The sequence below is a fragment of the Nonomuraea thailandensis genome (assembly GCF_024172165.1).
In the GTDB taxonomy this organism is placed as follows: domain Bacteria; phylum Actinomycetota; class Actinomycetes; order Streptosporangiales; family Streptosporangiaceae; genus Nonomuraea; species Nonomuraea thailandensis.
Genome location: NZ_JAMZEB010000002.1, coordinates 3,020,892 through 3,042,088, shown reverse-complemented (window position 1 = coordinate 3,042,088; position 21,197 = coordinate 3,020,892). Strand labels below are relative to the sequence as shown.

General features: G+C 72.1%; 22 protein-coding genes. 11 read left to right on the top strand and 11 right to left on the bottom strand.

Annotated elements, in window-relative coordinates; genetic code table 11:
* Positions 1 to 33 precede the first annotated feature (33 nt).
* Positions 34 to 1,320 (top strand): alpha/beta hydrolase family protein, encoded by a 1,287-nt coding sequence (locus HD597_RS17595; protein ID WP_253743496.1) that lies wholly within the window; start codon positions 34 to 36, stop codon positions 1,318 to 1,320.
* A gap of 128 nt (positions 1,321 to 1,448) precedes the next feature.
* Here HD597_RS17595 and HD597_RS17590 read toward each other — a convergent pair whose 3' ends face one another.
* From HD597_RS17590 to HD597_RS17560, 7 genes are all read right to left on the bottom strand, one after another.
* A complete protein-coding gene (locus tag HD597_RS17590) occupies positions 1,449 to 2,726 on the bottom strand; it encodes an SGNH/GDSL hydrolase family protein (protein ID WP_253743494.1) in 1,278 nt (425 codons plus the stop codon).
* 129 nt (positions 2,727 to 2,855) lie between these two features.
* Positions 2,856 to 3,206, bottom strand: coding sequence for a hypothetical protein (locus HD597_RS17585; RefSeq protein WP_253743492.1), 351 nt, complete (start codon positions 3,204 to 3,206; stop codon positions 2,856 to 2,858).
* A 203-nt stretch (positions 3,207 to 3,409) separates the two neighbouring features.
* Entirely contained in the window at positions 3,410 to 4,159 is a 750-nt protein-coding gene (locus tag HD597_RS17580) for a phosphotransferase family protein (protein ID WP_253743491.1), read from the bottom strand.
* Between the two features lie 327 nt (positions 4,160 to 4,486).
* Positions 4,487 to 5,407 carry an aminoglycoside phosphotransferase/kinase family protein gene (locus HD597_RS17575; protein WP_253743488.1) on the bottom strand — a complete coding sequence of 307 codons (921 nt, stop codon included), beginning with the start codon at positions 5,405 to 5,407 and terminating at the stop codon, positions 4,487 to 4,489.
* A gap of 112 nt (positions 5,408 to 5,519) precedes the next feature.
* Positions 5,520 to 6,323 carry a tRNA(His) guanylyltransferase Thg1 family protein gene (locus HD597_RS17570; RefSeq protein WP_253743486.1) on the bottom strand — a complete coding sequence of 268 codons (804 nt, stop codon included), beginning with the start codon at positions 6,321 to 6,323 and terminating at the stop codon, positions 5,520 to 5,522.
* Between the two features lie 536 nt (positions 6,324 to 6,859).
* Complete coding sequence (locus HD597_RS17565) at positions 6,860 to 7,516, bottom strand: response regulator (RefSeq protein WP_253743484.1); 657 nt, start codon at positions 7,514 to 7,516, stop codon at positions 6,860 to 6,862.
* Positions 7,513 to 8,619, bottom strand: coding sequence for a histidine kinase (locus HD597_RS17560; RefSeq protein ID WP_253743482.1), 1,107 nt, complete (start codon positions 8,617 to 8,619; stop codon positions 7,513 to 7,515). The genes HD597_RS17565 and HD597_RS17560 overlap by 4 nt, the downstream gene beginning before the upstream one ends.
* A 112-nt stretch (positions 8,620 to 8,731) precedes the next feature.
* Between HD597_RS17560 and HD597_RS17555 the strand changes: the two genes are divergently transcribed.
* The 3 genes from HD597_RS17555 (at position 8,732) to HD597_RS17545 (ending at position 12,031) form a co-directional block, all read left to right on the top strand.
* Positions 8,732 to 9,676 carry an ABC transporter ATP-binding protein gene (locus tag HD597_RS17555; protein WP_253743480.1) on the top strand — a complete coding sequence of 315 codons (945 nt, stop codon included), beginning with the start codon at positions 8,732 to 8,734 and terminating at the stop codon, positions 9,674 to 9,676.
* The gene (locus HD597_RS17550; protein WP_253743478.1) at positions 9,673 to 10,437 is read left to right on the top strand and encodes an ABC transporter permease; all 765 of its coding nucleotides are present in this window, start codon (positions 9,673 to 9,675) and stop codon (positions 10,435 to 10,437) included. Before HD597_RS17555 ends, HD597_RS17550 begins: the two co-directional genes overlap by 4 nt.
* Positions 10,438 to 10,624: 187 nt before the next feature.
* Positions 10,625 to 12,031 (top strand): hypothetical protein, encoded by a 1,407-nt coding sequence (locus HD597_RS17545; RefSeq protein ID WP_253743476.1) that lies wholly within the window; start codon positions 10,625 to 10,627, stop codon positions 12,029 to 12,031.
* A 129-nt stretch (positions 12,032 to 12,160) separates the two neighbouring features.
* Here the strand turns inward: HD597_RS17545 and HD597_RS17540 are convergent, their stop codons facing one another.
* Complete coding sequence (locus HD597_RS17540) at positions 12,161 to 12,325, bottom strand: hypothetical protein (protein ID WP_253743474.1); 165 nt, start codon at positions 12,323 to 12,325, stop codon at positions 12,161 to 12,163.
* A gap of 104 nt (positions 12,326 to 12,429) precedes the next feature.
* Between HD597_RS17540 and HD597_RS17535 the strand changes: the two genes are divergently transcribed.
* The 3 genes from HD597_RS17535 (at position 12,430) to HD597_RS66740 (ending at position 13,975) form a co-directional block, all read left to right on the top strand.
* Entirely contained in the window at positions 12,430 to 12,852 is a 423-nt protein-coding gene (locus HD597_RS17535; RefSeq protein ID WP_276082946.1) for a winged helix-turn-helix transcriptional regulator, read from the top strand.
* A gap of 255 nt (positions 12,853 to 13,107) precedes the next feature.
* Positions 13,108 to 13,671, top strand: a complete 564-nt coding sequence (locus HD597_RS17530; protein WP_253743472.1) for an NADPH-dependent FMN reductase — start codon at positions 13,108 to 13,110, stop codon at positions 13,669 to 13,671.
* Positions 13,640 to 13,975 carry an NAD(P)-binding domain-containing protein gene (locus tag HD597_RS66740; RefSeq protein WP_372513373.1) on the top strand — a complete coding sequence of 112 codons (336 nt, stop codon included), beginning with the start codon at positions 13,640 to 13,642 and terminating at the stop codon, positions 13,973 to 13,975. The genes HD597_RS17530 and HD597_RS66740 overlap by 32 nt, the downstream gene beginning before the upstream one ends.
* Here the strand turns inward: HD597_RS66740 and HD597_RS17525 are convergent.
* Positions 13,947 to 14,525: a TetR/AcrR family transcriptional regulator gene (locus HD597_RS17525; protein ID WP_253743470.1), complete on the bottom strand. Its 579-nt coding sequence runs from the start codon at positions 14,523 to 14,525 to the stop codon at positions 13,947 to 13,949. The two genes, HD597_RS66740 and HD597_RS17525, sit on opposite strands and share 29 nt — an antisense overlap.
* Before the next feature lie 190 nt (positions 14,526 to 14,715).
* On the opposite strand from HD597_RS17525, the gene HD597_RS17520 reads away from it, so the two are divergent.
* Entirely contained in the window at positions 14,716 to 15,327 is a 612-nt protein-coding gene (locus HD597_RS17520; protein ID WP_253743469.1) for a VOC family protein, read from the top strand.
* A 43-nt stretch (positions 15,328 to 15,370) separates the two neighbouring features.
* Positions 15,371 to 16,177, top strand: a complete 807-nt coding sequence (locus HD597_RS17515; RefSeq protein WP_253743467.1) for an MBL fold metallo-hydrolase — start codon at positions 15,371 to 15,373, stop codon at positions 16,175 to 16,177.
* A gap of 26 nt (positions 16,178 to 16,203) precedes the next feature.
* Here the strand turns inward: HD597_RS17515 and HD597_RS17510 are convergent, their stop codons facing one another.
* Positions 16,204 to 16,884 carry a sulfotransferase domain-containing protein gene (locus tag HD597_RS17510; protein ID WP_253743465.1) on the bottom strand — a complete coding sequence of 227 codons (681 nt, stop codon included), beginning with the start codon at positions 16,882 to 16,884 and terminating at the stop codon, positions 16,204 to 16,206.
* 166 nt (positions 16,885 to 17,050) lie between these two features.
* On the opposite strand from HD597_RS17510, the gene HD597_RS17505 reads away from it, so the two are divergent.
* Both HD597_RS17505 and HD597_RS17500 read left to right on the top strand, forming a co-directional pair.
* The gene (locus HD597_RS17505) at positions 17,051 to 17,731 is read left to right on the top strand and encodes a lysoplasmalogenase (protein WP_253743463.1); all 681 of its coding nucleotides are present in this window, start codon (positions 17,051 to 17,053) and stop codon (positions 17,729 to 17,731) included.
* Positions 17,732 to 17,735: 4 nt separating this feature from the next.
* The gene (locus tag HD597_RS17500) at positions 17,736 to 18,326 is read left to right on the top strand and encodes an HD domain-containing protein (RefSeq protein ID WP_253743461.1); all 591 of its coding nucleotides are present in this window, start codon (positions 17,736 to 17,738) and stop codon (positions 18,324 to 18,326) included.
* A 29-nt stretch (positions 18,327 to 18,355) separates the two neighbouring features.
* Here the strand turns inward: HD597_RS17500 and HD597_RS17495 are convergent, their stop codons facing one another.
* Positions 18,356 to 21,109 carry a heparinase II/III family protein gene (locus tag HD597_RS17495; RefSeq protein ID WP_253743459.1) on the bottom strand — a complete coding sequence of 918 codons (2,754 nt, stop codon included), beginning with the start codon at positions 21,107 to 21,109 and terminating at the stop codon, positions 18,356 to 18,358.
* Positions 21,110 to 21,197 lie beyond the last annotated feature (88 nt).

Genomic DNA, 21,197 nt, shown 5'->3' with positions numbered 1-21,197 from the left:
CTGGGGCCGCCCCGACGCGGAAGGACTCCAGCAGTGTCATCGAGACGCACGAAGGTGGTGCGGGGTCCGGCGCTGATCGCGGGCCTCGCGCTCGCGGGCGGGCTCATCGCGGCCGCTCCCGCCGTGGCGGCGGAGCAGGCCGAGCTCACCGCGCCGGCCCTCACCGGCCAGTACGCCGTCGGCACCATCGACCTCCACCTCGTCGACCCGTCCCGCCCCGATCCGTGGAAGCCGGAACGGCGCCGGGAGCTCATGGTCACCGTCGCCTACCCGGCGGACCGGTCCGCCAGGGGCCCGCGGGCGCCGTGGGTCACGGCCGGCATGAGCACCGTCGTCGACCAGGCGCTGGCAGGCGACGACTACCTCGGTCTCCCGCCGGGCTCCATCGACTGGGCCTCGGCGAAGCGAAGGGCCGAGACCGGCGTCCCCGTGGCGCACGGCGCGCCGAAGCCGGTCGCGCTCTTCTCCCCCGGCTTCGGCGGCCCGCGGGAGACGTACACGGCGATCGTCGACGATCTGGCGAGCCGGGGCCACGTCGTCGTCTCGCTCTCGCACACCTACGAGAGCGCGGCGGTCGAGTTCCCCGGCGGGCGGCTCGAACTCGCGGTGCCCGGGGGTGAGAGCCCCGCGTTCGAGAAGAAGGCGCTCGACGCCCGGGTGACCGACAGCCGGTTCGTCCTCGACCAGCTCACGAAGATCAGCCGGGGCGAGAATCCCGACGCGGGCAAGCGGCCGCTCCCCCGCGGGCTCGGCCGGTCGCTCGGCCTGTCCCGGGTCGGCGCGTACGGGCACTCCTACGGCGGCTTCACCGCGGGCGAGACGATGGTCCACGATCGCCGTGTCGACGCCGGGATCAACCTGGACGGCGCGATGGCGACGGCGGTCGGCTATCCCCCGGGAAGTCCTTATATACCGGGAGAAGTCACGAAACGCGGCCTGGACAGGCCGTTCCTCCTGATGGGCGCCGAGGGCGTCGACGAGAACGGGAACCTCCTCGAGCACACGCACCGCAATCCCGCGTTCGACCGCAGCTGGGCGGAGTTCTGGGCCGGTCAGCGAGGCTGGAAGCGGGATCTGTTCCTGCGCGGCGGCAGCACGCACCTGGCCTACACCGACCTGCAGATCATCGTGCCGCAACTCGGCGCGCGCGTGGCGCCGGAGAAGCGTGAGGCGGTCATCGGCACCATCGACCCCCGCCGTTCGCTGGCCGCGCAACGGGACTACATCGGCGCGTTCTTCGAGCTGCACCTTCGCGGACGGGACCGGCACCTGTTCGACGGCGAATCCCCGCGGCACCCGAACATCGACTTCATCGGCTAGCGGGCCCGCGTGGTGGTCGGGCCCGGCTCATCACGCCGGCCACACCGGCCTGGCCCTGGTCCGCGCGGACGACGGAGCGTCCGGCCCCCGCTGGGGAGGCCGGACGCCCGGGTCTTGGTTCGCGCGGGTCACATGACCTTGGAGGTCAGCTCGTCGGCGATGTGGCGGGCCATGACGGTGTAGCCGGCGTCGTTCGGGTGGAGGTGGTCGCCGCTGTCGTAGGCGGGGTTGAGCACGTCCGCCTGGCCGGGGGCGGCCATGGCGCGGTCGAGGTCGACGACGGCATCGTACTCGCCCGAGGTGCGGATCCACTGGTTGACGGCGTCGCTGACGGTGGCGGCGTGCTCGCCCCAGTGGTCGGAGCCCTTGAAGGGCAGCAGGGTGGCTCCGACGACCTTGACGCCCTGGGCGTGCGCCAGCCGGATGAGCCTCCGGTGCCCGGCGATCAGCTCCTGGGCGGAGACCACGGGCGCGGGCTTGTAGGTGGGGGTGTCGGACTCGCTGAAGCCGAGGTCGTTGACCCCCTGGAGCACGACGACCGTACCGACGCCCGGCTGGTCGAGCACGTCGCGGCGGAAGCGGGCGGCTGAGTGGTCGCCGTACCAGGCGGAGTCGTTCAGGACGAGGTTGCCTCCGATGCCGGCGTTCAGGACCGGCCGGGCCCGGCCCTTGGCGGCGAGCTGCTCGGCCAGCTCGTCGGGGTAGCGGCCGTTGGCGTCGTTGGTGGAGCCGAAGCCGTCGGTGATGGAGTCGCCGAACGTCACCACGGCGTTCCGCTTGGCGCCCTGGCCGCCGGTGACGTCGATGCCGGACAGGTAGTACCAGGAGTGGGTGGCCTGGGCGAAGGCGGTGGCGGCGGTGTCGGCGGCGTGGTCGCCCTGGGCCCGGTAGCTGGTGGCGTAGGCCTGGGAGTGGAAGGTCGCGGGGCCGGTGGTGCCGGCGAAGTAGAGGGTCACGGCCACGGACTGGAACGGCTGGACGCGCAGCGGCACCGGATCGCTGGCCAGGGAGCCGTGAGCGGGCAGGTCGGCGGACGAGGCGCCGTCGAACGTCAGGCGCCGCACCGACCCGGGCCGCACCGAGGCGCCCTGCCCGGCGTGGGCCACGGTGGCTGCGGTCAGGTGGACGGCCGAGGGGCCGTAGTCGTTCGACAGGCGGATGCGCAGCGACGATCCGGCGGTGGTGAGGCGTACCACCTGGCGCACACTCTGGCCGCTGAAGCCTTCCTCCGACCAGTTGGGCTCGAAACCGGTGCTGGCGCGTTGCGGCGCGGCCGTCCACGCTGCCCGCCAGTCCGCCTGCCGGACGACACCGGCCTGAGGGGGCACGGCGGCGGCCACGGAGGTGGTCAGAGCGAGCGTCAACGTGGTCAGCGCGGTGCCCGTCGCGAGAGCGAAGCGGTTCATCACAACTCCTGTTAATGGGACTGAAGTTCCGTTAGCTGAACCATAGCGACAGCCGGACTTAATGGCAAACTAGTTCCATTAAGGATGGACGCACTTCTGGCCGTCGGCAGGCCTGCCGGTGGGTCCCGTCTACGCCTGGGGCCCTGTCGAGAGCCGCCGGAACTGGGCGGACACGCCTTCCGGATCCTTGTCGGCGGCCCTGCGCGGGTTGTTCCGTCCGAGGACGGCGTGTTCCGGGGCGGCATGGGCCGTGGCCGGCCGCAGAGCTCGTGCCAGAGGTTCGGGGGCTGCCACGGCGACGTCCAGGGCGATGCAACCGGCGTTGATCAGCTCGATGGCGTAGGTGCCGGGATGCTCCTCCGCCAGGAGTTCGCAGGCGTCGGCGGCTCGCCGGATCAGGGCGCGCGCCTGCTCGTGCCGATGGGCGGCGGACAGGGCGAGGGCCTCGTTGTTCAGTCTCGCGGCCTGGCCGAGGACCATGGCGGCCTCACGTGCGCAGGTCCTGCCGTACGGGTAACGCGCCCGGATCCCGGGCGATCCCCGCAGGACGGCCGCCGGTTCCTCCGCCGCCGAGGCGTACGGGATCTGGTGCCGGCTCCAGCCTGCCGAATTTCGCCACGCGATGCCGGCGGATCGGCCGCTCAGCGGCTACGTCTCGTCGACCGGCCATCCCATGGGACTTCTCATGGCAGCCGGGACCTCAGGACGTCGACCTCACAACCCGGCGCGAACGGGTCGAAGCCATGCTCGACCAGCCAGCGAACCACCACCAGGCTTCGCAACGACCACCACGCGCGGATCACGTCGAGGTCGACGTCGGCGCCGTAGCCGGCGACGAGGTCGCCGAGGTGCTCCTCGTGCCCGAGCGTCAAGATGGCGAGGTCGAACAGGGCATCGCCCTGGCCCGCCTCGGACCAGTCGATGATGCCCGTGACCTCGTCGCCGTCGACGAACACGTGAGTGATCTGCAGGTCGCCGTGGGTGAAAGCCGGAGTCCACGGCCGGAGCGCGGCCTCGGCGACCTGGCGGTTGCGGGTGACCAGGTCGGCGGGCAGGACGCCGTTCGTCACGAGCCACTCGCACTCGCCGTCGAGCTCCGCCGCCAACTCGTCGATGCCCCGGCCTGCCCGGCCGAGCCGGGGCGGCAGCGGCGCGTCGTGCAGCTTCCGGATGGCGGCGCCTGCCGCGGCCCACGCCGCCGGGGACGCGGCCGACGGCTCGCCGAGGCTGCCGAGCGCCGTCCCCGGGACCGCGGCGATCGCGAGCACCGGCGGCTTGTGCCACAGGACCTTCGGGGTCGGGACCGGCGCCAGCGCTATCGCCTCGACCTCGGCGTCGATGCGCGCCTGATCGCCGTCCACCTTCAGGAACACGTCGCCGACGCGCAGGGTCGCGCGCTCGGAGTGGGCGACGACCAATGTGACCTCATCCATGGGCGACCAGTATCCCGGGATCGATCGTCGAAGTCGCCGGGTTTATCGCGCGCGGTGACGCGGCTGACCGGGTTCCGCTGCCAAGCGGCCTCGGCCGGGACTCGCCCTCCGGCCGGCGTGTGCTCCCGGCACGAGCCCGCGAGCGTCACCAGTACACGAGCCCGCCGATCGTCACCAGTGCCACGACCACCGGCACCCGCGGCAGCGGCCCGGCGAGACGGGTGACCACGTAGAGCGCGCCGCCGCCCAGCGACCCGACCAGTGCCGGCAGGCCTCCTCCAGGGCGCCCAGCCGCCGCACGTCGCCCGGCTCCGCCCCGCCGGCGCCTCAGGCGTTCGCCCGGCGGAGGCGTTCGGCCGCTTGCGTCCAGAGCGCTCTGCCGGTCACCGCGGTGTAGCCGTGAAGCGCTTCCCATCGGATGTCGTGGGCCGCCGGCCACAGGCCGGCCGCCCACGCGACCTGCAGCTCTTCGTCGGTGAACCTGCGGGCACGGACGTCCTGATAGGCGGCCAGGAACGCCTCGGTGCTCTCGATCGGCGGCAGGGTGGCAGGCCCCAGCTTGGGGAAGACCGCGCTCGCGGCTCCCACCAGGGCGGCTTCCGGTTGCCAGGCCAGGCTGTCCCAGTCGTGCACCGTCCACACCTGGTGGTCATGCCACCGGAGGTTGTGCGACTCGAAGTCGGCGTGGCCCAGCACGCACGGCAGGTCGGCGGCCAGCAGCCGGCGGCGGGCCCTGTCGGCCGTGTCCAGGACGTGGCCGGGTACGGGACTCTGGTCCTTCTCGTCGAGCGACTCGATCGGCGGCCACAGCCCGGGGCCCGGGTGATCCCACCGTACCCAGCGAGGGTTCGGCAGCGGCGGCGTGACGGCGAGGTCCTCCAGGGCGGCCATCAGCCGGGCGAAGACCTCCGCGTAGCGCGCGGCGACGTCCGGCGCGTCCCCGTGCAGCACCTCTCCCCCAGGGCGGAACTCCTCCGCGTGCACCGCCAGGGGGCCGACACCGACGACCGGCGTGATCGGGTGGGCGCAGGGGAACCCGTTCCCGGCCAGCCGGGCCTGCGCCGCCACGCATGGTTCCGCCCGGCCGTCGTCGTCGCGGGCCTTGACCACGACGTCCGTACCCCCGGCCAAGCGGAGACCGAACACCGCCGACATCGATTGTTGCCGGAACAGCACGTCGGCGGGCCGGTCTCCGAGATGGGTCAGACACCACGCCGGCAGCCAGTCCGGCAGATCGTCGAACGACACAGTGAGAACTGTGCCACAGGCACGCGACCGCGCCTGAGCTGATGGCGCCGGCACGTGGCAGGGGTGCCGCTGGCATGACCCTGTCCGCTCGAACGCGACGCGGCCGGCCTGGTCACGATGTCTCCACGTCGGGCACGAGGGACGGCATGGGCGGGACGACGGACGCCAGCCAGCCGTCCGGCTTCGCGGTGAAGTGCGGCGCCGCCCCGGACGCCCAGCGGGACCGCAGCGCTCGTGCCGCGATCTGCCGGCCGGTCCGCTGTTCCGTCCAGCCGGCCTCCCGCTCCTCGGTGTGGCGGACGCACACCCGGCCGCGCTTGGCGCCGTCGGGGTAGTCGTTCCAGTTGATGCCGTGCTGGGACCACAGCATCTCCTGCATGTCGCCGGTGGACCTGCCGCGCAGCCGCTGGTGGGAGAACCTGGCCTGCGCCGCCATGGTGATCGAGTTGCGGACGCAGTCTCGCTGCCGCCACAGGAAGTAGTTCGCCACCTCCACCACGTCGGGGATGGTGAACACGCGGGCGTCGAAGGTGGCGTGCGGGTCGCTGCCGTCCACGGCGTACCGCTTGTTGAAGGCGACGGTCGCGGTCGAGGCGGCGATGGATACGATCTTCTGGACGACGCCGCCGAACCACGGCTGAGTGCCGGTGGACTCGAAGTCGGCCAGCAGGACGCTGCACTCGTCCGACTGTGTGAAGGCGAACACCGCCCCCGACATCTCCGCGCACAGGGCCTCCGCCACGCCGTCCATGGCACGCATCACCGCCTCGTCGAAGGGCCGGTCGGCGTGCCGGAGAAAGGTGTGGAACGCCCGGCCGTCCACCCGGACCACGGCGTAGGTGCGGCGCGGCAGCAGCGTGCGCGTGACCGCCTCGTAGCCCTTCATACGGTCACCCAGTCCGGTCCTGTCGCTCACGATGCCTCCCGGCCGTAGCAGGGGCTTGCGCGCCCATCGCCCGGTCCAGCATGGCGGACCACGTCCATCGGGTTCTTCTCGATTTTCCGGGCAGGCCGGCTCGCCCTGCACCTGCCGGTCCCCGTCTCGTCGACGCCCTGTTCACCGCCCCCGCGGCGAGGTCGCACACCACGGACGCCTCACCCCGGTGGGCCGACGGCATGGCGGGACGGGCGGCGCCAGCGCCGACCGGCTGACGCCGCGAACCGGCGGCCGGGACACCCGGCCTGTCCGCCAGGGCGTGAGCGGCCGGCAGGTGGGCGATGAGGTCTGCGCGCTGCTGACCGGGGGCGGCTACGCGCGGAAGGTCGCCGTCCCGCAGGGCCGTTCGCCTGGTCATCGACCAGAGCGTCCCCATGGCCGACGCCGCCGGGGCGCACCGGCTCATGGAGGCCGGCGGGCCTGTCGGCAAGGTCCTGCTGGTGGCCGGCCGAAGCACCTGGTGGAAGACGCCGCGCCGTGCGTCGCGAGGCCCCCACGCTCGTGGCGATCCCGGGTCAGTTCAGGACGTTCTCGTGGAGCGCGCGCAGCACCGCGTTGGTACGGTCACGCGCGCCGAGCTTGACCAGCAGGGCCGAGACGTGGTTCTTGACCGTGCCCTCGGCCAGGAACAGCGCCCGCGCGATCTCCCGGTTGCTGTACCCCTCCGCCACCAGCCGCAGGACCTCCAGCTCCCGATCGGTGAGCGGCTGGATCCGCGGCAGGTCCTCGCCTTCGGCAGGGCGGCGCCGGCGCACGGCGCGCAGCAGCCGGTCGGTGATCGAGGGAGAGATCAGGGTGCCGCCGTCGGCGAGGGTGCGGATGGCCCGGGTGAGCTGTTCGAGCGTCACGTCCTTGAGCAGGTAGCCGCACGCTCCGGCGCGCATCGCGTCGAGCACCAGCGTGTCGGTGTCGAAGGTGGTCAGGACCAGCACCGCAGGCGGCTCCTGCGCCGCGCCGTCGCGCAGGGCGGTGAGCGTCCAGATGCCGTCGTGGCGGGGCATGCGCAGGTCGAGGAGCACGACGTCGGGGGCGTGCTCCTCGATGGCGGCCAGGGCGGCCATGCCGTCGTCGGCCTCGCCCACCACCTCGATGTCGTCGGTCAGGTCGAGCAGGCTGCGGATGCCCTGCCGCACGAGGGTCTGGTCGTCCACCACGAGCACCCGGATCGTCACGCCGGCATCCAGGCGGTGACGCGGAATCCGTCGCTGCCGTCCAGCCGCACGTCCCCGCCCATCGCGCCGACCCGCTCGGCCAGGCCGCGCAGGCCGTTGCCCGGCACGATGCGGGACGCGCCGCGGCCGTCGTCGGCGGAGGTCAGGCGCACGGTGTCGTCCGGCCGCCGCTCGATGACGATGCGCAGCCGGGTCGCGTCCGCGTGCCGGATGGTGTTGGTGACGATCTCCTGCACGACGCGGATGAGCGTCATGGTCTGTTCCTCCGTGGTCTGGACGTCGTCGTCGATCTCCACGCTGATGTCCAGGCCGGGGATTCCGCTCACCACCGAGGCCAGGGACTCCCGCAGGTCGGGCGCGTCGGCGCGGAGCTGCCCCACGGTCGTGCGCACGTCGTCCAGCAGTTCCCTGGCCACCCGGTTGGCGCGTTCGACGTGCGGGCGCGCGCCGGCGCCGTCGTGATGGCGCGCGACCTCCAGTTCGAGGGTGAGGGCCGTGAGCTGGTGGCCGACGAGGTCGTGCAGCTCGCGGGCGATGCGCAGCCGCTCGTGGGCCCGGGCCGAGTCGGCGAGCACGACGCTCGCCGCGCGCAGCTCGACGTGCGCCTGCGCGAGCTCGCGGCGCATCCGCTGCTCCCTGAGGATCGCGATGGTGCTGAGCAGCGACGCCGCCTGGATCAGCAGGTAGAGCAGCGTGCCGATGGCGATGTCCGCGGCGACGCCGCCGACGAGGCTGAAGGTCGTGGCGATGACGACGGAGTTGAGCACGATCACGACCGGCCCCGCCCATGGCGGCAGCAGGTAGGCGCTCATGGCCGCGATGAAGACCAGCAGGATCGGCAGCCACCCGGCGTCGGGCGAGGTCAGGACGATGCCCCAGCCCAGGACGACACCCAGGCTGTACGAGAGCCGCGCGGGCAGGGGCCGGCGCTGGTGGCAGAGAGCGGCGGCCACGAAGCACACCAGGAGCATCGCGAACAGCGCGAGCCACATGGCCTTCGGGATGCGTGTGTCGGCCCCGCTGAACAGGACCGGCGTGCCCGTCGCGCAGCACAACAGGAGCACCACCAGACCCGACCAGGCATCCGGCCCGATTCCCCGCATGCCGCCACTGTACTGTCGCGCGGCGCCGCGCCGGGGGTGCCGAAAGTCATGGGCACGGAAGCTGACCATCGGCACGAGCGGGCCCCGCCCGCCCGCTCCTAGCGTCGGTGCCATGCCTGCACTCTCATCATCGCCCGCCATCGAGGCCGAGGGCCTGCACAAGCGGTACCGTTCCACGATCGCCGTGGACGACGTCAGCGTGTCCATCGGCGCGGGCGAGATCTTCGGCCTGCTCGGCCGCAACGGGGCCGGCAAGACGACCACCGTGGAGCTGATCGCCGGGCTGCGGCGGCCCGACCGAGGGGCCGTCCGCGTGCTCGGCCTGGACCCGCGGCGCGACCGCGCCCGCATCCGGCAGGTCCTCGGCGTCCAGTTGCAGGACAGCCATCTGCATGCCGCGCTCACGGTCGCCGAGATGGTGGGTCTGTACCGCAGCTTCTACCCGGCCCCGCTGGACGCCGCCGAGCTCATCGAGTCGGTGGGCCTGACCGAATCCCGCCGCGTCCGCTTCGAGAAGCTGTCCGGGGGGCAGCAGCAGCGGCTCTCGATCGCCCTCGCCCTGGTCGGGCGGCCCAGGGTGGTGATCCTCGACGAGCTCACCACCGGGCTCGACCCGCAGGCGCGCCGCCAGATGTGGGCCACCGTGGAGTCCCTGCGCGATTCGGGCGTCACCGTGCTGCTCGTCAGCCACGCCATGGAGGAGGTCGAGCGGCTGTGCGACCGGGTGGCGCTGCTCGACGCGGGCCGGGTCGTCGCCCTCGACACTCCCGCCGGGCTCGTCGGCAGGGTCGGATTCGCCCAGCGGGTGACCTTCCGGGCCACCGAGCCGGTGCCCGGCGGGCTGCTGGAGAGCATCGACGGGGTCGAGCAGGTGCGCGTGGACGGCGACACAGTCGTCGTCGAAGGCCACGGCGACCTGCTGCAGGCCGTGAGCGTGGGGCTGGTGCGGGCCGGCGTCGTGGCCGTCGGAACGCGCAGCGAGCAGGCCACCCTGGACGACGCCTTCCTCGCGCTGACGGGGCGGCGGCTGGACAACGAGGAGGAGACGACCCGATGACGAGCGTCACCGTGCACCGCCCCGGGCCCGGGGCCTGGATGCAGTTGCTGGTCTGCGAGATGAGGATGGTCGCGCGCGACACCGCCGGCCTGATCGTGCCGTTGGGGCTGCCCGTGCTGATCCTGGTGATGAACGCCTCGTCGGCCGCGCGGCAGCCGGTCGCGCACGGCCGCACGGCGCTCGACGTGTACGTGCTGCCGCTGGTGTTCACGATGGTCGTGGCCACGATCGGCATCATCAACATGCCGAGCTTCCTGGCCTACTACCGCCGCAGCGGGATCCTGAGACGCCTGGCGGTGACGCCCGCCTCGCCGGCCATGGTGCTGGCCGCCCAGGTGGCCGTCAGCGTGCTGCAGACGGCCGCCGGGGTCGCGGCCGCCTGGGTGGTGGCGCTCCTGGTGTTCGGCGCCCAGCCTCCGGTGGACGCCGGCGCGGCGCTCGGCGTGTTCGCGCTCGCCACGGCCTCGTTGTACGCCACCGGGCTGATCGTCGCAGCGGTGGCGCCCACGCCGAACTCCGCGGTGGCCATCGGCCTGGCCCTGTATTTCCTGCTCGGCGCGCTGGGCGGGATGTTCGGCGGGCGCGACAGCCTGCCCGTGGTGCTCGCGGCGATCGGGGAGTGGCTGCCGTTCGGCGCCGCGGTGGTGTCCATGTCGGCGGCGTGGAGCGGCTCACCCGTCGAGGCGGTCCACCTGCTCAGCCTCACCGCGAGCCTGGTGGTCGGCGGGGTCGTCGCGGCGCTGTTGTTCCGCTGGGAGTGAGGCCCGCCCCAGGCGATCGGCGCACCACAGGCACCTGTGGATGACCGATCGGCGGACCATGTCCCCTTCGGCGGGGCGCACCGTGCGGTACGAGGCCGGCGGGGGACCCCGCCAGCGCATACCGGCGACATACCGGCGCTGACTACGCTGACGGCTCCGTACTCGATCATGTCCGAAGGAACCCCTCGTGATCCGTCCAGCGCTCGTGACCGTCCTGGCCGTGCTGTTGTCGATGATCCCCGGCGTGTCGTACGCCGCGACCCCGGGCGCGCTCGGCACGGCGGGCAACCTCATGCGCGAAGAGCAGCCGCGCGCCGACGGCATCAGGCACGTGGACACCAAGGCGATCATCGCGGGGCTGAAGGCGCTCAACGCGAACACCTACGTCTATCCGATGGCCGGCGACAACGTGCACTGGACCGACCTGCGGGACGAGTTCCTGCCCGCCGCGGCCGCCGCGGGGATCGACGTCTGGGTGCTGGTGTACTCGCCGAGCCAGCAGGGCTGCTGCGTTTCCCGGCCGTTCAAGCACGACTACGTGGCCTGGTCCCGCGAGATCGCCACCCTCGCCAGGAGCCACCCGAACCTGGTCGCCTGGACGGTGGACGACTACGCCTACGACCTCAAGACGTTCACCCCGGCCTACGTCGGGGAGATGCGGTCTGCGGCCAGGGCGATCAGCCCCGCCCTCAAGTTCGTCCCGACCGTCTACTACGCGCAGTTCACCGACGCGTTCATCGCCGAGCAGATCCCGCTGATGGACGGGGTGATCTTCCCCTTCCGCGACGAGCCGTACCGGGACACCTCCTGGTCGTGGAGCCTGTCGTACCAGGTGCGGCAGCTCGCCAAGCGGCTGCCCGGCACCGAGGTCCACCTGATGCCCTACGCCCACCCGCTGAGCCACGCCGCCCAGAAGCCGACGGTGTCCTACGTCGAGGCGGTCACCAAGAAGGGCGTGGAGCACGTCCGCAGCGGTGAGCTCGCCGGGGTGCTCCAGTACAAGCTCCCGTTCGTCTCCCGCGACCAGGGGTGGACGCGCCCCGCCGCCGACAACCTGGCCCGCACGGGCGACGGACGGCTGAGCTTCGTCGTTCAGAAGAGCACGGCCACCAAGGCCGGCGAGTCATGCGGCGCGACGCGGAAGGTCACCCTGAGCGCGGGGGCGGCCAGGCGGGTGGTGAGCTTCTGGCACCGCGACGGCCGCGGGACGCAGCATCCGGCCGGTTACCACGTCAAGCAACTCCTGCTCAACGGCCAGGTGGTCTGGCAGCGGGACGTCACCGCCGACGCGGCCGACACCTGGCAGCGGACGACGGTCGACCTCACGGCCAAGCTGAGCGGCGCGACGGGCGCGACACTGCAGTGGCGCCTGTACGAGCGCAAGGGCGTGAGCGACTACTTCATCGACGTCAGCGTGGACGACGTCGCCCTCACCGGCATGGCGATGGCCGACCCCGGCGTGGAGAACGCCGCCGTCTGGACTCCCGCCCTGGCCCGCCAGGGCGGCCCGGTCTACTGCTCGGCCCAGGTCTACCACGAGAACTACGGCGCCGACCTCGGCGCGCGCATCGCCAGGCTGTACGCCGCCGGGTGAGCGCGCGCCGGCGCGCTGCTCTGCCTGAGCGTGAGACACGCGCTGCGCGTGTTGCGGCCGATCGCCTGCTCGAACCCCTCGTCGGTGGTCTTTCAGCACCATGCCCGGCAAGTGGACCACGAGGTCGAGTCACGGCTTGTCCTCGGGCTCGACCTCCCGCTCGGCGCGCAGGATGGCGGCGTCAAGCCCGAGCCGGCGCACAGCGTCCTCGACCGTCATCACGCCGTGGCCGGGAAGCGTCACCGTGCACGCCAGCCCCGCCCGTTCGGCCTGGCCTCGGTCCCCCAGAGCCACCCAGGCCTCCCCACGGTTACTTCTGGTCACTGAGGTACTCTGCGCTGACGAGTGACAGCGACGTGACCTGGTCGCTCGCGGGTGACGGAGGAGGCGGGGGCCGCATGTCGCACCAGGCCGAGGCGGACAGAGTGCTGCGTTCTCTGAACAGGACGTGCCTCGATCACGACCCGGACGTTCTCCGGTCCGTGCTGGACCGGGTCGGGGACAAGTGGAGCCTGATCCTCATCGGGTTGCTCGACATGGGGCCGATGCGCTTCACCGGGTTGCTGCGGACCGCGCCCGGCATCTCCCGCCGCATGCTGACGCTGACGCTGCGCAATCTGGAGCGGGACGGGCTGGTCAAGCGCGTGATCTATCCGGAGGTCCCGCCCAGGGTCGAGTACGAGGTGACCCCGTTCGGCCGCACCCTGTCCGAGCCCGTCCTGGCGCTCGCCCGGTGGACGGCCGACCACCAGGACACGCTCCGCGCCAACCGCCGCGCGTTCGACCAGGCGGCCGGCCTCGACGCCGACGATCTCGGCTGAGACCTGGCCGGTTCACTCCAGGTGACCACGGTTCCGTTGAAGTGACCGGTCACGTGCGGGTATTCAGTACTCGGAAGTCACCGAGGCCGGCGGAAAGCCCAGCTCGACGCCGTCGGCGCAGGTACCGGAGACGAGGTCCCGCCGGCATCGCCCCTGGGCGTTCGCATGCCCACCGGGACTCTCACACGCTCCCGCCCGCCCCGGGGCCTCCTTGGCAACCCCACACCGTAAGACATCCGTTGAAAGGACCCTGCGATGATTCGCATCGGCATCATCCTCGGCAGCACCCGCCCCGGCCGCAACGGCGAGCAGGTGGCGCGGTGGGTGCTGGAGCACGCCTCCCGGCGCACGGACGCCGTCTTCGAGCTGGTGGACCTGCTGGACCACCCGCTTCCGCACCTGGACGAGCCCCTGCCGCCGGCCTACGGCCAGTACCAGAACGAGCACACGAAGGCGTGGGCCGCCAAGATCGCCTCCTACGACGGCTTCGTCATGGTGACGCCCGAGTACAACCACTCCACCTCCGGTGTGCTGAAGAACGCGATCGACTACCTGTTCGCCGAGTGGAACCACAAGGCCTTCGGCATCGTGTCCTACGGCAGCGTCGGCGGGGCCCGGGCGGCGGAGCAGTTGCGACTGATCGGCGGTGAGCTGAAGCTCGCCGACGTGCGCACCAACGTGGCCCTGTCGTTGTTCACCGACTTCCGCGACTTCAGCAGGCTCGTGGCCGATGAGCGGCAGGTGGCGGCCCTCGTGACCATGCTCGACGAGGTCGTCGCCTGGAGCCGTGCCCTGGCCCCGCTCCGCCAGGCCGCCTGAACCGTGCTCCACGTCAGGATGCGGAGGAGGAGACCGTGACTGCCGCGCCGTCGCGGCCGGCTACCGCGTCCTGATCGCGGGCTCCGGGGCGGCCTCGCGGATCCCCCTCCTCGTCGAGGTCGTCACGCCCGGCGCGGTCGCGGTGAGCGCGGCGCAGGCGGCGGCCGGGGCGGACGTCGTGGTGCTGGCCCTGCCGCCGGGCAGGTACCGCGACGTTCCGGCCGGGGTCGCCGCGGGGCCGCGAGGTGCTCGGCGCGCGTCGCGGGACGCCGGCCTCAGGAGGCTTCTGAGGCGGGTTGTCTGAGCCTCCGGGCGACGGTCTCGAGCAACTCGTCCGAGAGGTCCTCGTCGGCCACGGCCCGGGCCATGAGCACGGCGCCGACCAGGGCGGCGAGGGTGAGCATCGCCTCTGCCCCGGCGTCCCGGCCGTCGCCGTCCGGGCCTTCGATCAGCTCCAGGTACGCGCGGACCTGCTTCTCGTAGGCCTGCCGGAGCCGCTCGTCGCCCCGCCCCGCGGCGGCTCCCAGGGTGACCAGCGCGCAGCCGGTGGCCGGTCTGTCGCGGTGCCGTCTGGCGAGATAGGCGTCGATGAGACCGTCCCGCGCGCTCCGCTCGTTCCCGCGCGCGGCCCGTTCCAGCTTCGCCGAGCCCTCGGTGAGGGCGACGGCGGCGGCCTGGGCGATGAGATCGTCGCGCGAGGTGAAGTGTTTGTAGAAGCCGCCGTGCGTGAGCCCGGCCTCCTTCATGAGGTCCGCGATGGCCGGGCGGGTGACTCCCTCAGCGCGGATCTTACGGGAGGTGATCCGCAGGACCCGGGCGCGGGTCGCCGCCTTGTCCGCCTGCGAATGGCCCATATCAACCCCTTTCCTCCCTTACCTGGATGACCTACATCATACAGAACTACGGCAAAATAGTATTTGACCTGGGGTTTCTTGATTCGATGGATGATGAGAATAATCCTGTAGGTCGGTGCGTTGACGCGGGAGTCCAACGAACCCATCGTGCCGGTCCCCGGCACGAGCGCAGGAGGCGCACATTATGGACATGAAACTCGAAGTCGTCGTGGTGCCGGTCTCGGACGTCGACCGGGCCAGGGACTTCTACACCGGGCTGGGCTGGCGGCTCGACGCCGACCTCGCCACCGGTGAGGACTTCCGGGTGGTGCAGGTGACCCCGCCCGGCTCGCCGGCCTCGGTCATCTTCGGCACCTCGGTCACGTCCCAGGCGCCCGGCTCGGCGCAGGGGCTGCACCTGATCGTCGACGACATCGCCGCCGCGTACGACGAGCTCAACCGGCTCGGCGCCGGCCCGAGCGAGATCTTCCACGACGCCGGCGGCATCTTCCACCACGCCGGCACCGACGCCCGGGTGCCCGGGCCGGACCCGCGGCGCACGAGTTACGGCTCGTTCCTGTCCTTCAGCGACCCCGACGGCAACGGCTGGATCCTTCAGGAGGTCACCACGCGGCTCCCGGGCCGGATCGACCCGTCGGCCACCACGTACGCCTCCGCCCCCGACCTCGCGGCCGCGCTGCGCCGGGCCGCCGCCGCGCACGGCGAGCACGAGGCGCGCCTCGGCACGGAGGACCCGGACTGGCCCGCCTGGTACGCCGACCACATGGTGCGCGAACAGGCCGGGACGGAGCTGCCGTCATGAGCGTGCGCGCTGTCACCCGCCCGCGGCGATCGGAGCTGATCGGATGACCACCCCCGAGCTGCCCCGGCAGGAATGTGCGATCACCGTCCTGGGCGGCCCCACGGCCGTCATCGACCTCGGCGGCCTGCGCATCGTCAGCGACCCGACCTTCGACGACGCCGGGCCGCACGGATACCTGACGAAGACGGCGGGTCCCGCCGCCACCGAGGACGCCCTGGGCGCGATCGACCTGGTGCTGGTCAGCCACGACGGCCATCCGGACAACCTCGACGAGCGGGGACGCGCGTACGCCGAAGCCGCCCCGCTGGTCATCACCGGCCCGCTCTCCGCGGCCCGGCTCGGTCCCCCCGCGATCGGGCTCGCGCCCTGGGACAGCCACCGCGTGCTCCGCGGCGACGGCGAGGGCCATCTCACCGTCCTGGCGGTCCCCGCCGTCCACGGCCCCGAGGACGGCGATCGTGATGCCGACGGCCACGTCAACTGCGAGGTCACCGGGTTCGTCCTGTCCGGTCCAGGGCTTCCCACGATCTACATCAGCGGCGACAACGCCTCCGTCCGCACCGTGGCGCGGATCTCCCGCCGCCTGCCGGACATCGACGTGGCGCTGATCCACGCCGGGGCGGCCCGCGTGCCCGCGAAGTTCGACGGGCGTCCCCTGACGTTCGACGGCCGGCGAGCCGCGGCCGCCGCGGCCGTGCTGGACCCGGGCCTGGTGATCCCTGCCCACTACGACGGCTGGGCCCACTTCTCCGAAGGGCTGGCCGACCTGGAGCTGGCCTTCGACGAAGCCGGCCTGTCCTCGCTCCTGCGGTCGGCGCCGCACGGCACCTGGACGCGGCTGCGCCGCTGAGGCGTCCCTGCCGGGCCGGCCGTCACCTAGCAGGCGTCGCGCGCGTACCCGAGCAGCTCCATGGCCGCGACGTTGTCGGGGCGGGACCAGAAGAGCTGGTGCAGCTCCTCCGACAGCTCGTCCGCGTGCGTGCCGGTGTGTCCTCGCCGGAAGAAGCCGCCGTCGACCCGGTGGAGCTCCGCGAAGGTGGGAATGCGGGCGTCCGGCAGGGGCCGCAGGGCCGGCGCCAGCGTGGCCAGCACGTTCTCGACGGCCGGTCGCGGCCGGCTGATCAGCTCCTCGTAGCGGAGCATCACGCGCTGGGGCGCGGGCGGACGTAGCCAGCTCAGGACGTTGCGGCCCCAGCTGCCCGTTCCGGCCTCGTCACGGCGGTCGATGATCGCGCGGATCCCGGCCTCGACGTCAGGCGCACCGGTCAGGCGGGCCCATGAGGTGATGGAGTCGCGGCCGTCCCGCACGAGGCAGATCGCGCGATCCTCCTCCCCGGCCCGCTGCCGGTGCGTCTTGACGAAATGCAGCTTCTCGGAGGCGCGCATCTCCTCGATCGGGGACGGGCGCTCCTCGAAGCCGATCAGGTCGGGGCCGAGCCGCTCGGCCACGCCGTCCACGTCGTAGACGGTGGAGGTGCGCACCCCGTACAGCTGCTTGAGGATGATGCGCAGGAAGGTGTTGCCTGATCGGGGGAACGAAGCGACCCAGATGATCATGCCCCCAACGGTAACGTCCGCATGCCCTGCGCGCGCATGGACGGCCGGCACGGGACCCGTGCGCCGGGTCCAGTGGCCGCTCACGCCGTCCCCTCCACCCGAGCCCGTGACCCGCTGCGACTTCCTCCGTTCCCTGCGCGGACCGGCGGAACGCTACGATCCCGGAATGCGAAGTGGTGCCCTGCTTGTCGGGTTCTGGGTGTGTGCGGCCGTGCACCTGGCGCTGGTGGCCGCGCAGGCGGCTCCGTTCGACACCCTCACCAAGGCGATGCTGATGCCGCTGCTGGCCGCGTGGGCGGCGGCCTCCGGCGGCTCGCGGGGCCTGGTGGCGGCGTTGCTGTTCTCCTGGGGCGGCGACGTCTGCCTGAACATCGACGGCCTGTTCATCCCCGGCATGGCCCTCTTCGCCGCCGCCCACGTCTGCTACCTCTCCTGCTTCGCGCGCAGGGGCGCCCTGCGCAGGCTGCCGCCCGCGATCCCGGCCGGCTACGGCCTGGCCTGGCTGGCGGCCATCGTGGTGCTCTGGCCGGGCCTGGGCGACCTGCGGGCGCCCGTGGCGGCGTACTCGCTGCTGCTGGTCTCCACCGCGGTGATCGCCTGGGGCGTCAACCGGCGGGCGGGCGCGGGAGCGCTGCTCTTCCTGCTGTCGGACAGCCTCATCGGCGTCAGCCTGGCGGGGCTGCCGCTCCTGCCGCTGCACGATGTCGTCGTCATGGCCACCTACCTGGCGGCCCAGTACCTCCTGGCGTCGGGGCTCATGTCCACCCCCGAACACCCGGGGGCCGCTCGCCCGCTCCCGACACGCGCTGAGGATCGAGGGCCGGAGCCGGCGGATACGCGAGACTGAGCTCATGGTTCCGGAGACTCCCGCCGCCGCGGCGGCGCTGTCGGTGGTCAGGCGTTTCTGCTCACCCGCGCTGCTCAACCACTGTGTCCGGTCCTACTTCTGGGGAGCGATGTACGGCGCGGCACACCGCATCGCCTACGACGAGGAGTTGTACTACGTCTCGGCGCTGCTGCATGACCTCGCGCTGACGGAGGCCTTCGACAGCCACACCGTGCCGTTCGAGGAGGCGGGAGGCCGGTTGGCCTGGGCCTTCGGCACGGCGGCCGGCTGGCCGGTCGAGCGGGCCGCCAGAGCCGAGGAGATCATCACCTTGCACATACGCGCGGACGTGTCCGCGTCCGCCGACCCCGAGGCGCACCTGCTGCAGGTCGCCACGAGCTGGGAGATCGTCGGGCGGCATGCCGAGCAGTTCCCGTCGGACGCGCGAGCGGAGCTGCTCACCCGCTTCCCCCGGCTGGGGTTCGCCGGTGAGTTCCTGGCGTCCTTCGAGGACCAGGCGAGGCGCAAGCCGGGCAGCGCCGCCGCCGTGTCGATCCGCAACGACCTCGCCACGCGGATCACCGCCAACCCGCTCGAAGGGCCTTCGCCCTCCTGAGCGGGTCCGGCGTGGAGGCGTGTCCGGGGTCAGGCGGCCGCGTAGATGAGCGCGCCCGCGCGTTCGAAGGGCACGACGGCGCCGTTGAGGATCACCTTGGCGGCCTTCGGCGCCGTGATCGCGATGGACGTGGCCGGGTCGGTGCTCGCGCTCAGCCCGCTGCCGTCGATGCGTACGGTGCCGTCCCCGTCGAAGGTCACGGCCAGGTCCTTGACCGCCGCCGGGGCCTTGACCAGGGTCGTGCCGGCACGTTCGATCGACGAGCCGTCCACCATCACGATCGACCCGGCGTCGGCGTAGAGCAGCTTGCCGTCGAAGGTGTAGGCCCCGAACGCGCGCGGCGCCTTCGTGGTCCAGGACTTGTAGTAGACCCCCGCGCCGCCGTTCAGGCTCAGGGCCGTGGCCTCGTGCGTCCGAGCGCCGCTCACGGGGAGCCGGTCCACCGTCGCCGAGGTGTCGGCCGCGCCCTTGGACGGCAGCAGGAGCGTGTCGAACGTCGTCCGGCCGGCGCCCGTCTTGACGTAGGAGGCGTACTTGGCGTCCTCCACCGAGTAGAACCGCGGCGCGTAGTAGCCGTCGCGCAGGGTGGAGGCGACCTCGCCGGGGTCGGCGGGGACGATCGTGAGGTTCGCGCCCGTCGCGAACGCGGTGGTCGTGGCCTCCGTCCCGGAGCGGATCGAGGGGTTCGCGTCCGCGGCGAGATGCCAGTTCTGCTCGTAGCGGTGCTCCTTGGCGGAGTCGGCCGGCTTGAGCCGGTCGGAGACCAGCCACAGGCCCGAGTGCAGCGACAGGACGGACCGCTCGTGGCGGACGCCGGCGGAGCTCTCGGTGTTCGCGCCGATCAGGTCGAAGGCGGGGTTGCTGATCAGATGCGAGATCCCGCCGGCCGCGGTCGAGGTCTGCGGCTGCTCGTCGATCTCGATCGTGCTGTGCGCCTCCGTGGTGAGCCGCAGCCACTTGGCGCGGGCGTCCGTGCTGTAGGTGAAGGTGCCCATGTCGGGCAGGAGGGGCCGGCCGTACGCGTACGCGGTGATCGCCAGCTCGTCCGGATGGCCGTGGTTGCCGCGGTCGGCGTTGATCCGCAGGTGGGAGTCGCCGGTGGTCCAGCCGGAGCGGGAGATCGCGACCCGGGTGTCCGGGTAGAGCGCGGAGGTGTGCGCCGGCTTCCTGCCCGACGTGCCGGAGGTGCCGGCGTGGAGCAGTTCGGGGTCGTCGAGCAGCTCGCCCAGGCTCCTGAGGGTGCTGCGCAGGTCGAGGGAGTCGCTGTCGCCGTAGGCCGGGCCGTACCCGCTGGGGTAGCTCTGGTCCATGAGGAAGCGGCCCAGTTGCCGCAGCTTGGCGGTCGCGGTGAAGGTGATGCCGTGGCGCCGCATGAAGGCGACGACGTCCACGTACTGTCTGAGGTAGCCCCGCAGGTAGGCGTCCGTGGACTCCTTGTAGCCGCCGTCGGCGTAGGTCGAGTCGTCGAGCTGGGCCGAGAGGAAGCCGGCGGCGTCGGCCCGCCACGCGGGCGCGGCGCGGAACTCGGGGAAGTAGACCGCGGCGTGCAGCAGCGTGATCTTCTGTGACTGCATCTTGTTCGGCGTGCCGTTGACGTTCACCTCCAGGTAGAGGCCGGCCCGGTTCATCGTCTTGAGGATCGCGACGTTGGCCTCGGGGGTCAGCGACGGGCTCTTGCGCAGGATCTCGTAGGCCGCGATCCAGTTCTGCAGGCGACGCGCGGCGTGCAGGTTGCCCGGGTAGGAACCGGCGCCCTGGTCGGCGTCGTAGGCGTCGGCGTCCTTGATGAAGTCGGTCATCAGGCCGATGAGCGTGCGGGCGTGCTGCTCGTCGCCGGTCCTCTGGTACTCCAGGGCCAGCGGGCCGGCGAAGTAGAAGCGGGGCAGCTGGTAGAGGTACTCCGCGTCGGCGCCGCCGGGCAGCTTCCAGTCGAAGCCGCCGGGGTCGCCCTCCCAGGAGAACGTGTTCTGCACGGTGTTGGACCAGGTGCGGGTGGCCTCGTCGAAGGTCTCGGCGTTGCCGTACAGCATGATGTCCTTGGCGGTGTCGGCCGTGCCGGTCAGCGTGAGCTCCGCCTTCTTCACGTTCGTGACGCTGCCGAGGTCGAAGCGCAGGTACGCCTTGCGGGTCTCATCGGTGAACGGGCCCGCGCCCTGGTCGCTGACCTGCATGTAGTACTTGGCGCCGTACACGTTGCCCGGCTTGGCCGCCCAGATGTAGGTGTCGTGCGCGGGGACGAGGGTCCGCACCGAGCCGTCGGCCAGGGTCAGGCGGAGGGTGGGTTTGCCCGAGCCCTTGCTCCTGCTGTTGATGAGGGCGATGACCGCGTCCTTGTACCGGCTCATCAGGAAGAATCCGGTCCTGCCGCTGTTGATGCTGCTGGTGACGTCGGCCGTGACGGTCTTCTCCCCCGGGCCGAAGGTGAGCGTCCGCACGTGGACCTCGCCCGATCCCAGCGTCCAGATGTGGCTGGGGGTCAGCTCGATCGCGCCCGGCCAGGCCGTGTGCGAGAAGCCGCCGGCCTCGATGGCCGGACGCGAGCGGTAGTGGTCCAGCAGCCGCCGCTTGGCCAGCGCGTAGTCGCCCGCCTTCACCGCGCTCTCGACGGGCTTCAGGCCCGCGTGCGCGTAGTTCAGCCGCGGCCCCACCGTCCAGGCGCTGCCGCTCCACCTTCCGAAGAAACCCGCGTCGGACAGCGCGGCCGCGACGGCCGGAGGGCCCGGCACGCCCAGGAACGCGGCGACCAGCATCAGGGCGGCGAACCGCCGCCACGAGGCAGACATGCACGCCAAGGTAGAGGCGCGCGGTATGTCGGGGGTATGCCGGCCGCGCAAGGGTCGTGATCGGCTTGCGGGCGGCGAGACGCGACGA

Bases quoted from the DNA above. Each gene is read 5' to 3' on its own strand.
- HD597_RS17500 (WP_253743461.1), top strand. From the start codon at position 17,736: ATGGTTCCGGAGACTCCCGCCGCCGCGGCGGCGCTGTCGGTGGTCAGG.
- HD597_RS17515 (WP_253743467.1), top strand. From the start codon at position 15,371: ATGACCACCCCCGAGCTGCCCCGGCAGGAATGTGCGATCACCGTCCTG.
- HD597_RS17530 (WP_253743472.1), top strand. From the start codon at position 13,108: ATGATTCGCATCGGCATCATCCTCGGCAGCACCCGCCCCGGCCGCAAC.
- HD597_RS17580 (WP_253743491.1), bottom strand. From the start codon at position 4,159: ATGGATGAGGTCACATTGGTCGTCGCCCACTCCGAGCGCGCGACCCTG.
- HD597_RS17495 (WP_253743459.1), bottom strand. From the start codon at position 21,109: ATGTCTGCCTCGTGGCGGCGGTTCGCCGCCCTGATGCTGGTCGCCGCG.
- HD597_RS17520 (WP_253743469.1), top strand. From the start codon at position 14,716: ATGAAACTCGAAGTCGTCGTGGTGCCGGTCTCGGACGTCGACCGGGCC.
- HD597_RS17585 (WP_253743492.1), bottom strand. From the start codon at position 3,206: ATGGTCCTCGGCCAGGCCGCGAGACTGAACAACGAGGCCCTCGCCCTG.
- HD597_RS17560 (WP_253743482.1), bottom strand. From the start codon at position 8,619: ATGCGGGGAATCGGGCCGGATGCCTGGTCGGGTCTGGTGGTGCTCCTG.
- HD597_RS17555 (WP_253743480.1), top strand. From the start codon at position 8,732: ATGCCTGCACTCTCATCATCGCCCGCCATCGAGGCCGAGGGCCTGCAC.
- HD597_RS17535 (WP_276082946.1), top strand. From the start codon at position 12,430: ATGTCGCACCAGGCCGAGGCGGACAGAGTGCTGCGTTCTCTGAACAGG.
- HD597_RS17510 (WP_253743465.1), bottom strand. From the start codon at position 16,884: ATGATCATCTGGGTCGCTTCGTTCCCCCGATCAGGCAACACCTTCCTG.
- HD597_RS17590 (WP_253743494.1), bottom strand. From the start codon at position 2,726: ATGAACCGCTTCGCTCTCGCGACGGGCACCGCGCTGACCACGTTGACG.
- HD597_RS17525 (WP_253743470.1), bottom strand. From the start codon at position 14,525: ATGGGCCATTCGCAGGCGGACAAGGCGGCGACCCGCGCCCGGGTCCTG.
- HD597_RS17505 (WP_253743463.1), top strand. From the start codon at position 17,051: ATGCGAAGTGGTGCCCTGCTTGTCGGGTTCTGGGTGTGTGCGGCCGTG.
- HD597_RS17550 (WP_253743478.1), top strand. From the start codon at position 9,673: ATGACGAGCGTCACCGTGCACCGCCCCGGGCCCGGGGCCTGGATGCAG.